Below are 12,353 nucleotides of genomic sequence, written 5' to 3' on the forward strand. Positions count from 1 at the left end.
AAACGTCTCGTCTATAAAGTAGGATTACTATGGCCCTGCCAGCATCAAAAACAGACGAAGGTTACGCACCAGACGGATTCGATCCGGCCAAGGTCGGCGAACTGGAGCCCAAGCTCATCAATCTGATGCAGCAGTCCGAAGCGCTCGTCGCCCTGATGCGCGGTTTCTTCCAGCAGCTCGACAAGCGTCGTTCGGAAGAATTCAGCGTCATCGCCGGCTATATCGCCAAGGCGAAGGAAGAGATCCGCGAAATGCGTCCGCACGACATTTCGCAGGAACGCATCCCGACCGCCGGCGCCGAACTGGAAGCCATCACTCGCGATACCGAAAACGCCACCCACAATATCATGAACTCCGCCGAAGCCATGATGGGCTTCTCGGTCGATCAGTTCGGCGGCGACGCCAATGCCTACAAGGCGGCGGTCGACGACGAGGTCATGAAGATTTTTGAAGCCTGCTCATTCCAGGACATTACCGGCCAGCGCGTGTCGAAGGTCGTCAATGTGCTGAAGCAGATCGAGGAGCGCGTTGGCCGTCTGGCCAATACGCTGGGTATCGAAGACGGTGCGCCGCGTGAAATGACGGCTGAAGAAAAGCGTGCCCACGATCTCCTGCTCAATGGTCCGGCCATCGGTGGCCCGGAAACCAAGCAGGACGCCATCGACGCCATGTTCGATTCCTTCGACGAAGCCCCCGCCGTCGATACGCCGAAGGTGGATGCCCTGGCTGCGAAAGCACCTGCGCCGAAGGCTGAGCCAAAGCCTGCACCCGCCCCGGCACCGGTGGCCAAGGCGCCTGAGCCGAAGGCTGAACCGAAACCCGCGCCCAAACCGGCTCCGGCCCCTGCGCCAGCACCTGCCGCAGAAGCCGAAAGCAACTCGCAGGATGATATCGACGCCTTGTTCGATATCCCCGCGGAGGACATGGGCAAGACCAATTCCCAGGACGATATCGACGCCCTGTTCGACTAACCCGATAAGCAAAACGGTCACGAAGCGCATCAAGACGCTGATGACCACAGAATAAAGTAATGCGTGATGGTGTAGGAACGCGGTGGCCCGGTTGGCCGCCGCGTTTCTTGCTTTTCAGGGCATTGGCTTTAAGAAGGACGCATGTCCGATCTGATCATCCGCGCCGTTACGCCCGAAGACCATGCCCTCTGGCTGCCGCTCTGGGCGGGCTATAACGCCTTTTATGGCCGTTCGGGCGCGAGCGCCCTGCCGGATGAGGTGACGCGCACGACCTGGGCGCGCTTTCTCAATCCGGACGTACCTGTGCATGCGCTGATCGCTTCCAGCAATGGCGAGATCGTCGGCCTGGCGCACTATCTCTTCCACCCTTCGACCTCGGCCGTTGATCTGACCTGCTATATGCAGGATCTTTTCACCGTACCGGCGCGGCGTGGGCAGGGGATCGCGCGGGACCTGATCGAGGCGGTCTATGAGGCGGCGAGAGAGGCCGGCACAACGCGAGTCTACTGGCATACGCACGAAACCAACCGCACGGCGCAAAGGCTTTATGACAAGATCGCGCAGAAATCCGGCTTCATCGTCTACCGGAAGATGCTTTAGGCTTTCCTGCGTCCATTTACTTCCAGCGTAAGGCCTCGGCGACGTAACGGGCATTGGCCATCTGGCTATCGAGCACAGCCTTCAGCAGCAGCGGATCGAGCTGGCCCTCGGCATTGGTGGCCTCGGCGGCATGGATGCCGGCGGCGATGAACAGCAGGTCGAGGCCCTGGCCATTGGCGCCCAAAACATCGGTCGGCAGGCCGTCACCAATGGCCAGGATACGGGCCTTGTCGTGCGGTTTGCCGGTGATTTTTTCCAGAGCCGCGTAGCATAGTTCATAGATCGGTGCGTAAGGCTTGCCGGCCATGATCACCGGACCGCCGAGCGAGGCATAGAGATCGGCCAGCGAACCGGCGCACATGATGATCTTGTCGCCGCGCTGGACCACCTTGTCCGGATTGGCGCAGATCATCACCGCCTTGCGCTGTGCGGCCAGGGTGAAGGCGTGCTGGTACTGGTCGAGCGTGTCGTTCTCGTCGTCGAACGGACCGGTGCAGGAGATGAAGGCAGCGGTTTCCGGTGTGCCGGAAAAATCGATGTCGATCCCTTCATAGATGACGTTGTCGCGTTCGGGGCCGACCTTCCAGGCCGCGCCTTGCGAAGCGAACTTCTTCAGATACTCGCGGGTGGCGTCGCCGGAGGAAATGACATCCGAAAAACCATCGGCCATGATGCCCAGGCTGGCCAGTTGCTCGACCAGGCTGTCATGCGGGCGCGGCGAGTTGGAGATCAGGATCACCGGGCCATGGTTTGCCTTGAATTCGCGCAGGGCTTCATAGGCGGTGGGGAAATGCTGGCGGCCATTGTGGATCACGCCCCAGATATCGCAGAACACGGCGTCATAATCACCGGCGACATCGGCCAATCCTTTTAAGAGATCAGGGCCGGTTAACAATTCAGGGTGGGACATCAGATTCACGATCTTACAGGCGAGGGAAGGCCTTTCCTTACCGACTGTGAGTGATGAGGGGAAGGCTGAAAGTCAGCTGATAATACAGAAAACTTCTGGGTGCAGGGGCTGTGCCCTGCTTACGCTCGTCTGCGAACCTGCGGCAGGGTAGACTTGATAAAGCCAGCGGGGGGATCGGTCTCGGCCAGCACCTGTTCCTTGATGGCGCGTGGTTCGCCGAACAGGTGACCCTGGGCATAGCCGATCTCGATATCGAGAATATCGACCACCTGCTTTTCGCTCTCGACCTTCTCGGCGATGACCTCGATACCGTAGCGCGCCAGCAGACCGGCATAATCGCCGGCATGGATGTCCTTCAGGAACTTCAGGGTCGGCTTGCCTTCCACATCCAGCAGCTGCTCGAGCAGCAGGGCGGCGCCCACCTTGACGTAGCGCACGTCGGAACGGTGCAGATCCTGCAAGTCGAAATCGATGCTGGTCACCTTGTCGATCGAGAAGCGGAAGCCGAGATCGGCCAGCTTGGCCATGTTGCGCGCCTCGACTGAGCCACGGGTGGCAAAGGCATCCTGACCTAGCTCGAAGATCAGCGAACCGGCGAGATCGCGGTTTTCATTGAGGAACTCGAGGAACTGCGGGAAGAAGGTTTCGTCGCGCAGGGAGGTGAGCGAAATATTGCAGAAGATGCCGATGCGGCGGTCCTGCTTGGCCAGGCGGCGCACGATCTGCACGCAGCGGAACAGCAGCAGGTTGTCGATGGAGGGCACCAGACCTTCGGCATCGGCGACATTGAGATATTCCGCCGGCATCAGCACGCGGCCGGTGACATCGCGCAGGCGCGAGAAGGACTCGTAGAAGATGGTCTTGCGCTGGGGCAAGGAGACGACCGGCTGGAGGTAGAGATCGACGCGGTTGGCGATCAGGGCTTCGCGGATCGTCTCGATCAGGGCCAGGGTCTGGGCTTCGCGGGCGTTCATGGCCGGGGTGCCGCGCAGGGGCACCACCGTGGCGGCGGGCGCGGCCTGCCAGGTATTCAGGCGCTCCTCGATGCTCTCGCCCAGCTTCATGACCAGATCTTCCAGCATCTTGACTTCCGAAGTCAGTTCCTCGGACCGCGAGGTGCGCTGGTTCTGGACGCGGTCGGCCAGTTCGATCATATCCTTCTGGGTGGAATCGATAGCGTCGACCATCAGGCGATGGGCTTCGCGCACGCTTTCGACATCCTGGGTGATGCGGCGCTCGGCCAACTGCTGTGAAGCATAGCCATGAAACGCGAGGAAACAGCCCAGCACCCCCGCCAGCACACCGAACGCAGCACCGCGATCCGATCCGAGCTGGTAAACCATGATGGCCAGGGTCGCACTGATTATAATATACGTTACTACCAGGATAGCCGGGGTGAATTTGCCCATTGAAAGTCCCATTTCACAGGAATCGGCGCACAGAATCGCAGATTGACTATGGAATGATTCAAATCACTCGCCTAGTGGGCGTTAAGATTTACTAACAGAAGATTAAAGTTAACGTCAGTAGGCGCCATCGGTGCTGCGGCGGCGCGGGCCGGCATAGGCGGAATCGCTGGTGCGGCGACGGTCCGGGCCGAAATAGGTCTTGCAGCGAATGAAGGGGCGGGGGCGCATGATCACGGAATCGAGCCGCCCCAGCAGCGAACGAGCGGTCAGTGGCTTGACGATGAATTCATTGACCCCGGCATCGCGCGCCTGGATGACTCGTGAGCGCTCGGAATGGCCAGTGATCATGACCACAGGGAGGTAGGGGTTCGAGGAATCCGGCGCGTTGCGCAGCAACTTGGTGAATTCCACGCCATCGATCGGGTCCATGTTGAAATCGACCAGGGCGATATCGGCCGGGTACTGGCGCAACATGTCCAGCCCCTCGGCACCATCGCGGGCCTCACGGACATTACGAATGCCGGTGCCCTTCAAGATGGCGATCACAATGGAACGCATATGCTGATTGTCTTCGATCAGCAGGATTTTCAGACTACTGTAATCGGCCATGACTTGGGGGAATGGATGGAAAGAGCGCTGTCTTATAGTGTTGTTATAAGAAACGCATAGGCCTGTTGTGCCAAATGTTCAATTATTTTCCATGCAGGCGGCAGTTTGTGGTAAATGGATAACGCTGTTCGGTGACAATCGTCTGACCTGAAGCGTCAGGTTTGCACCATCAGGCTGGGGTCCATATGGCGGTCGCCCCATTTCAAACGCCAGCACAGGTGCGGGCCGGTGGCACGGCCGCGGTCCCCCACAAGGCCGATCAACTGGCCCTGAACCAGGCGGTTACCGGCCTTCACCAGAACCCGCGACTGATGCAGGTACATTGAGATCACGCCCTGGCCATGATCGATAAAGGTCAGACCGCCTTCGTAGAACAGGTCAGGCTCGGCCAGGACCACCAGCCCGCCCTGGGGGGCATAGATCGGCGTGCCGATCGGCGTCGCCATGTCGAAGCCGTAGTGCGGGCTCTTGGGTACACCGTTCAGTATGCGCTGATTGCCGAAACGGCCCGAAACAATGAAGCTTTTCAGGGGCCAGATAAACGGGCTTTTGAAGTTGTCGTCCGTGTCGCGGCTGGCGAAGGCGGTGGCCTTCAGTGCGGCGTCCCGTTTGATGCGCTCCAGGGTTTCTGGCGCTTCCGGCGTCACGGTTTCGGGCGGCAAGCCGTCGACGCGCTGAGTGTCGTAGGTCTGCGGGGCGATGGTGACGGTGGTGGCCTCAATGCCGGCCGGGGTATTCAGCTCTATCCGGCAACTGGCCGGGGAATCGCGATCGAAGCCGACATAGAACCAGCCGTCTGACGAGGCGATGCCCTGGCGTACACCATCCACCCATAGTTCGGCATTGGGCGTTGAGCGGCCGACGCAATAGCCGCTCTGGATAAAGCGGCCCCTCAGGCCGAAAGGGTCAGGCGTTTGGGCATGCGCCGAAAGACCGAGGCCGCCGATCAGGGCGGTCGCGCCGGTAAGTAAGGTGCGGCGGTTCAGCGCTTCAGGTTTTTCCACGCCTGGGTGGCCTCCTCCGGACCGGCATAGGCTTCCTGAGTGCGGGGATTCCAGTATTTCAGCGCCTCCAGAGGAATCTGACGGCCGGAGACGGCGCAGATCACGAACTTGCCGGGACGCATGACGGTATAGTCGCCGTCGCCGTAATGGAGAACGGCTTGGCCGGGCAGGGGAGAGGGCATATGCATGTTCATGCGGTGAACATAGGCCTGATGCGCGGGCGGATCAAGAGAGCCATATCAAAAGAGGCTGCCCTGATCCGGTGCGCTGGATCTGGGCTTTGGGGCTGCCGGTTTGGGGGCTGGCTTGGCGGGCGGCGGACCGCCTTCACCGGCAATGACGCCCAGGGTCTGGTCGCCCTTGAAGGTCAGGACCAGGGCATCGCCGCTGGATACGCCGACCGGTGACTTGATCAGGGCGCCATCTGGCCGATTGACGCGGGCAAAGCCGAGATCGAGTGGCCGGTCAGGGTTGAGGCTCGTGCGCAATTGTTCAAGCCTTTGAAGGCGTTCCTGTCTTTGCCTGAGATCGCGCGCGAAGGCCTCGCTGAGCCTTTTGGCCAGTTCGGGCAGGCGGGCATGAGTGGCGGCGAGCGTGACGCGACGGCTGACGGCGAGGTCGAGGCGCTGGCCCAGTTGCCCCAGATGGGTCTGTTTCAGTTGGACTTCGCGTTCCAGCAAAGACGGCGAGAAGCGCCCCGACAGGCGGGCATAGGCGGTGCGGTGCAGGTTCAGGTTTTGCAGCAGGCCGCCGCCGAGCCGGTGTGCGGCATAGTCGAGCCTTTGCTGAGCGGTGTTGATCAGGTCGAGCGGTTTCGGCAGGGCGCGCGCCAGCAAGGCTATGCGCTCGCGACGCGTCTCCAGCAGGCGCGCCATCGTGCCCTGGCGCCGGCGCTCCAGATCGGCAGTGAAGGCGCGCAGTTCTCCCAATACCGGCGTTGCCATTTCGGCCGCGCCGGTAGGGGTGGGGGCGCGGCGGTCGCTGACATAGTCGATCAGGGTGGTGTCGGTCTCGTGGCCGACGGCGGAGATAACGGGGATAGTGCTGGCGGCCACGGCGCGCGCCAGGTCTTCGCTGTTGAAGGCCCACAGGTCTTCGACCGAGCCACCGCCGCGCGCCACGATGATCACATCCGGGCGGGGTACGGCGGGGTCCGTATGAAAGCCGCGCAAGGCATTGATCACCTGCGGCGCGGCGGCATCGCCCTGCACGATGACCGGCCAGACAATGACGCGGCAGGGCCAGCGGTCGCGGATGCGGTGCAGGATGTCGCGGATGACGGCGCCGGTCGGCGATGTGATGACGCCAATGGTACGCGGCGCATAGGGCAGGGGCTTTTTACGCGCCGGGTCGAACAGGCCTTCGGCGTGCAGCTTCTTTTTCAGGCGATCGAGCTGGGCCAGCAGGGCGCCAACGCCAGCCACTTCCATGGCCTCAATGACGATCTGGTATTTCGATGAGGCCGGAAATGTGGTGATCTTGCCGGTGACGATCACCTCCAGACCGTGCTCCGGCTGTGCCTGCAGGCGGCTGACATTGCCCTTCCAGATGACGCCGTCGATGGCGGCCTTGTCGTCCTTGATCGTCAGGTAGACGTGGCCGGAGGCATGGCGCGTGACCTTGGAGATTTCGCCGCGCAGGCGGACATGGTCGTAGGTGGTTTCCAGAGTGCGCTTGAGTGCGCCGGCCAGTTCGGAAACCGAATAGGCGGCGGCATTGGTTGATTCGGCGGTCAGAAGGTCATTGGCCATAAGGCATCTTAGCGTAATTTCGGGCCGATCCCCACCCTTGGGGGCCGGAATGATTTTTATCCACAAAACTTTGCTACTCAGACAAATCTTTAGGTTTTGTTGAGGGCGTCAAACTAAGCTGAGCCTTGGTAATCTGCAGGACAAAGCGCCATGCGCCGCCTAAATTCGAAGACTGATGACACCGGTCGCCATGCCGTATTTCATCAGCCGGACATTTTTGAGGCCGAACCCGACTCGGGTTTCGATCATCTGACCGCCCTGGCGGCGGATATTCTGGGTGTGCCGATTGCCCTGATTTCACTGGTGGACGGCGAACGCCACAGCTTCGTTTCCGCTCATGGTCTGGACCTGCGCTCCGTGCCGGCGGAAGTCTCTTTTTGTGAGCATACCTTGCGATCCGGCGCGTTGATGATCGTGCCTGATGCCACCGCTGATATGCGTTTTGCCGGTAATCCCTTCGTCACCCATGCGCCGGGCGTGCGCTTTTATGCCGGGCACCCCCTGGTCTGCGAGGGGGCGCTGATCGGTACCTTCTGTGTACTCGATACCGTACCGCATACCGATTTCGACGCCGTTCAGGCCGGTCGCTTGCAAAAGCTGGCCGCCAGTGTCTCCGAAATGCTGATCATGCGCAGCCGCAGCGCGGCGAAGAAGGCGTCGATCCGCAAGTTGCAGGAAACCCAGCGCAAGCTCGAACTGATGGAAGAGGTCGCTGGGGTCGGTTATTGGCATATCCACGCCCCGACCGGAGAGTGCTTTTGGTCGCGCGGCGTCTATGCCATTCATGGATTGAAGCGCGAGGAGTATCAGCCCCGGCTCGACAGCTCGATCAATCTGTTCCATCCCGATGACCGGGCGGCTGTTGAATCCTGTGTCCGTCAGGCCATGTCCAGCGGCGAAGATTTCACTTTCGAGCATCGCCTGATCCGCTCCGATGGCGAAGAGCGCATCGTCTATTCCAAGGGCGGGGTCGAGTTTTCCGAAGATGGCCAGCCGGAATATATTTTCGGCATCCTTCAGGATGTGACCGAGCAGGCGCATCTGGAAGATACCCTGCGGACGGCAAAAGAGAATGCTGAAGCCTTCGTTCTGGCCAAGTCGGACTTCCTGTCCAATATGAGCCACGAAATCCGCACGCCCCTGACCACCATCCTCGGCTATGCCACCCTGCTGAACAGCGTATCGGACCTGCCCAAGGACGCGCGCCACTATGTCGGTCGTATCAACAAGGCGGGCGAGGCCCTGCTCAGCCTCATCACCGACATTCTCGACTTTTCCAAGCTCGAAGCCGGACAGGTGCGCCTGGCGCCGCAGGCGACTAATCTGCGCGTCCTGACCTCGGATATCGTCGACCAGTTTGCTGTGCTTGGCGAAACGCGCAATATCGACGTTACCTGCCGGTACGATGCGAATACCCCGGACTGGCTGCTTCTGGACGATGTGCGCCTGCGTCAGGTCTTCTATAATCTCGTCGGCAATGCCTGCAAGTTCACGCAGAATGGCACGGTGGTCGTTTCGGCCGCCATGGTCGATGCTGGCGTTGATGCCGGCCACTTGCGCGTCGAGGTGCGCGATAACGGTCCGGGCATCCCCTATGACCAGCAGCCGCATCTTTTCACACGCTTCAACCAGATCGACAACGGCATCAGCCGCAAGTACGGCGGCTCGGGCTTGGGGCTTTCCATCTGCCACGAGATCATCAAGCTGATGCAGGGGCGGATCGGCGTTGACTCCGTGCCGGGCGAAGGCGCCTGCTTCTGGTTCGAAATTCCGGTCAGCGAAGCCTCGGTCCCGGCGCCGATCATGACCGCCAACGATCTCAAGCCGGTTTTCCTCGAAGACCGCAAGGTGCTGATCGTCGACGATCACCCAATCAATCGCGAGCTGATCCGTCTGCTGATGACCGATTCCGGCCTGGAAATCCATGAGGTCTGCAATGGCGAGGAGGCCCTGGAGCTGTGCGAGACGATCAAGTTTGACCTGATCTTCATGGATATCCAGATGCCCGTGCTGGACGGCATTGCCGCCACACGCTGCCTGCGCGAGCAAGGCGGCCCGAATGCGGAGACGGCGATCGTGGCGCTCAGCGCCGCCGCCCAGACCAAGCTTTCGGATGATACGCGCGGTCATGGCTTCAATCATGTGCTGACCAAGCCGATCGACATGCCGCAGTTTTTCAATACGCTACATGCCTGTCTCGAAGGCACGGTGACGCCGTATCGGCTGGCCAGCTAGCGGTCAGGCTGTCAGATTTCGCTTGACCCGGAAGGCCGGGTGAGGGAAGCGAAACCCATGAACATTCTGCTGATCGGTTCGGGCGGCCGTGAACACGCCCTCGCCTGGAAAATTGCGCAATCGCCGCTCTGTGGCAAGCTGGTCGTCGCGCCGGGCAATCCCGGCATGGCGTCGATCGGCGAATGCCGTAATATCAAGGCGACCGATGTGCCGGGCCTGGTAGGGCTGGCGCGCGAGATCAAGGCCGATCTTGTGGTGGTGGGGCCGGAAAACGCCCTGGCGGAAGGCCTGGCCGATGCCCTGGCGTCTGCCAATATCCCCTGTTTCGGGCCGCTGAAAAAGGCGGCGCAGCTGGAATCCTCCAAGGGCTTCACCAAGGACTTCTGCAAGCGCCACAATATCCCGACCGCCGCCTACGAGACCTTCGACACTGTCGATGACGCCCGCGAATTCCTGAAGACCTATAGCCCGCCCTATGTGATCAAGGCCGATGGCCTGGCCGCCGGCAAGGGTGTGGCCATTTCGCCCGATTACCAGGACGCGGTGGCCGAGGTCGAGGCCATGCTGGGCGGTCGCTATGGCACGGCCAGCTCTAATATCGTCATCGAGGAATTCATGAACGGGGAGGAGGCCTCGGTCTTTGCCCTGTGTGACGGCGAGACTGCCATCCTCTTCGGCTGGGCGCAGGACCACAAGCGTGCCTTCGATGGCGATACCGGGCCCAATACCGGCGGCATGGGCACCTACAGCCCGGCGCCGATCGTCACGCCGGACCTGCTGCGCATCACCGAGACCGACATCCTGGCCCCGACCATGGCCGGTATGAAGGCCGAAGGTAATCCGTACAAGGGCGTGCTCTATGCCGGTCTGATGATCGAGGATGGTAAGCCGCGCCTGGTGGAATACAATGCCCGCTTCGGCGATCCGGAATGCCAGGTGCTGATGCTGCGTCTGAAGAGCGATATCGTGCCCTATCTGCTGGCGGCCGCGACGGGCAATCTGAAAACCCTGCCGGCGCCACAGTGGTATGACGAGCCGGCCGTCTGTGTCGTCTATGCCGCCAAAGGCTACCCTGACAGCCCGCTGACCGGGTCGGTCATTCGCGGGGCGGACCAGGATTTCGGCGCCGACGTCACCGTGTTCCATGCCGGAACCAGCCGTGGCGAGGACGGAAGCCTGCGCGCAGCCGGCGGGCGTGTGTTGAATGTCTGCGCCCGTGGCAAGACTCTGCAGGAAGCGCGCGACAAGGCCTATGCCGCGATCAATGGTATTGACTGGCCGGGTGGGTTTTACCGCACCGATATCGCCTGGCGCGCCCTTTAGGCTGCGATCTTGGGGCGATTAGGGAAAGCGTACCTGCGGCGCTTGTCTCCTGCTACTCGCCGCAAAGCTCTGGCCTAAAGACGACCGGGAGAAGTGTCAGCTTTCAATCATGTAGGTAAAGGGTTTGCCGCGCGATTCCGGCTCCCAGCCATCGGCGATGGCCTTGCCGATCTGGAGGGCGACGTCGCGCTTGTCGACCTTTGGGCGCTGGGCATGGCGGCTGGGCTTGGGGAACGGATATTCCAGCAGCAGGATTTTCTGCGGATTGTCGGCGTGCTGCACCGATATGCACAGCCCCTTGGGACCATCCACCGACGACCATTGCGGCTCCCGGTGGATGTGCCAGCGGTAGGAGACGCCGTCCAGCAGGGCGACGTCTTCCATTTGTCGTTTCGCTTTCGCGACCATTATTTGCCTTTGGGAATGAGGGCGTCCAGAATCGGCTTCACCCATACCTTCTTTTCGGCGTCATAGACACCAAAACTACCGTCCCAGTACCAATAGGCGGTGGCAAAGCCGTATTTATGCGCCGTGTCGGATACGGCCTGGGTCCAGGCGGCCCGATCCTCTAACTTGCCATATTTGTCATAGGCACCGAATTCGCCCAGGAAAATCGGGCGTTTGGCGGCCTGCGACCACAGGAGAACGCCGCCCAGATCGTCACTGACCTTCTTCATTTCCTCCGGTGTGCCGGTCCAGCGTACCCCTTGCGTCTTTTCCAGATCCGGACCCGCCCAGTTGGCGCCCTGGTGAGTAAAGGTCATCGGCTCGTAATAGTGGATGGTGACAATGATGTGCTTGTCATTATCCGGCAGCTTGAGCAGGGGCAGATCGCTGCGGCTGTTCCAGTGGGTGGGGCCGATGATGACATTGCGCTCCGGATTGGTCTCGCGGACGATAGCCAGCAGGTCGATCAGCCAGGAATTCCAGATCTTGTCATCCACCTGGCCATTGGGCTCGTTCAGCAGTTCGAAAAGGACGCTGTTCGGATAGGCCTTGTAGTGATCGGAGAGTTCGTACCAGACATTCGCCAGGTTGCCGGCGCAGGCGTCGGCATCCTTGGCGCAGGTCTCGAAATCATGCTCGTCCAGAATGACAGTCAGGCCGTTGGACAGGGCGGCCGCCACCACCTGGTCGATCCGCTTGAAATAGTCGGCCTCCAGATGGCCGTCCTTGGTCAGGTGCTTGAAGGCGAACAGCGGAATGCGCACAGTGGAAAAGCCGGCGGTGCGGATCTTGGTGAAATCGCTCATGCTGAACTGGGTCTGGCCGCCATCCCAATAGGCGTCATAACCGCCAATGACATTGATGCCGGCGGCCATTTTCAGGACCTGCTGTTCCGGCGAGATCGGTTCGAACTTGGCGTCACCCTTTACGAAGCTGTTATAGCTGTCGATCTGCTGTTTGGCGATTTCAAGTCCGCGATCGGCGCGCATGGTCGGGGCGTCGGGCGTGATCGGGGTGCCGTTGACCTGGGCCGATGCGGCCAATGGAGACAGGGCGAGGGCAGCGGTGAAGGCAAGCGTGGATATGGCGCGCAT

The 12,353-nt window shown here is 60.9% G+C and carries 12 protein-coding genes; 4 read left to right on the plus strand and 8 right to left on the minus strand.

Annotated features, from left to right (window positions below):
* The first annotated feature begins 29 nt into the window (after positions 1 to 29).
* Together QM647_RS10315 and QM647_RS10320 are read left to right on the plus strand one after the other, a co-directional pair.
* On the plus strand, positions 30 to 971 hold the full coding sequence (locus QM647_RS10315; protein ID WP_414995428.1) for a protein phosphatase CheZ: 942 nt from the start codon (positions 30 to 32) through the stop codon (positions 969 to 971).
* 141 nt (positions 972 to 1,112) lie between these two features.
* Positions 1,113 to 1,571 (plus strand): GNAT family N-acetyltransferase, encoded by a 459-nt coding sequence (locus QM647_RS10320; protein ID WP_414995429.1) that lies wholly within the window; start codon positions 1,113 to 1,115, stop codon positions 1,569 to 1,571.
* 16 nt (positions 1,572 to 1,587) lie between these two features.
* On the opposite strand, the gene QM647_RS10325 is transcribed toward QM647_RS10320, so the two are convergent.
* The 6 genes from QM647_RS10325 to xseA form a co-directional block, all read right to left on the minus strand.
* Entirely contained in the window at positions 1,588 to 2,481 is an 894-nt protein-coding gene (locus tag QM647_RS10325) for a TIGR01459 family HAD-type hydrolase (protein ID WP_414995430.1), read from the minus strand.
* Between the two features lie 119 nt (positions 2,482 to 2,600).
* Complete coding sequence (locus QM647_RS10330) at positions 2,601 to 3,890, minus strand: EAL domain-containing protein (protein ID WP_414995431.1); 1,290 nt, start codon at positions 3,888 to 3,890, stop codon at positions 2,601 to 2,603.
* Positions 3,891 to 4,004: 114 nt separating this feature from the next.
* Positions 4,005 to 4,499 carry a response regulator gene (locus QM647_RS10335; RefSeq protein WP_414995432.1) on the minus strand — a complete coding sequence of 165 codons (495 nt, stop codon included), beginning with the start codon at positions 4,497 to 4,499 and terminating at the stop codon, positions 4,005 to 4,007.
* A 155-nt stretch (positions 4,500 to 4,654) separates the two neighbouring features.
* Positions 4,655 to 5,503, minus strand: coding sequence for a M23 family metallopeptidase (locus tag QM647_RS10340; protein WP_414995433.1), 849 nt, complete (start codon positions 5,501 to 5,503; stop codon positions 4,655 to 4,657).
* Positions 5,482 to 5,691, minus strand: coding sequence for a DUF2093 domain-containing protein (locus QM647_RS10345; RefSeq protein ID WP_414995733.1), 210 nt, complete (start codon positions 5,689 to 5,691; stop codon positions 5,482 to 5,484). Before QM647_RS10345 ends, QM647_RS10340 begins: the two co-directional genes overlap by 22 nt.
* A 51-nt stretch (positions 5,692 to 5,742) precedes the next feature.
* Complete coding sequence (gene xseA / locus QM647_RS10350; RefSeq protein ID WP_414995434.1) at positions 5,743 to 7,254, minus strand: exodeoxyribonuclease VII large subunit; 1,512 nt, start codon at positions 7,252 to 7,254, stop codon at positions 5,743 to 5,745.
* 150 nt (positions 7,255 to 7,404) lie between these two features.
* Between xseA and QM647_RS10355 the strand changes: the two genes are divergently transcribed.
* Together QM647_RS10355 and purD are read left to right on the plus strand one after the other, a co-directional pair.
* Positions 7,405 to 9,489 (plus strand): ATP-binding protein, encoded by a 2,085-nt coding sequence (locus tag QM647_RS10355; RefSeq protein WP_414995435.1) that lies wholly within the window; start codon positions 7,405 to 7,407, stop codon positions 9,487 to 9,489.
* 57 nt (positions 9,490 to 9,546) lie between these two features.
* Positions 9,547 to 10,812: a phosphoribosylamine--glycine ligase gene (gene purD, locus QM647_RS10360; RefSeq protein WP_414995436.1), complete on the plus strand. Its 1,266-nt coding sequence runs from the start codon at positions 9,547 to 9,549 to the stop codon at positions 10,810 to 10,812.
* 96 nt (positions 10,813 to 10,908) lie between these two features.
* Here the strand turns inward: purD and QM647_RS10365 are convergent, their stop codons facing one another.
* Both QM647_RS10365 and QM647_RS10370 read right to left on the minus strand, forming a co-directional pair.
* Positions 10,909 to 11,196, minus strand: a complete 288-nt coding sequence (locus QM647_RS10365; protein WP_414995437.1) for a hypothetical protein — start codon at positions 11,194 to 11,196, stop codon at positions 10,909 to 10,911.
* A 23-nt stretch (positions 11,197 to 11,219) separates the two neighbouring features.
* Positions 11,220 to 12,353 carry a glycoside hydrolase family 5 protein gene (locus tag QM647_RS10370; RefSeq protein ID WP_414995438.1) on the minus strand — a complete coding sequence of 378 codons (1,134 nt, stop codon included), beginning with the start codon at positions 12,351 to 12,353 and terminating at the stop codon, positions 11,220 to 11,222.

The organism is Asticcacaulis sp. (assembly GCF_047605585.1).
In the GTDB taxonomy this organism is placed as follows: domain Bacteria; phylum Pseudomonadota; class Alphaproteobacteria; order Caulobacterales; family Caulobacteraceae; genus Asticcacaulis.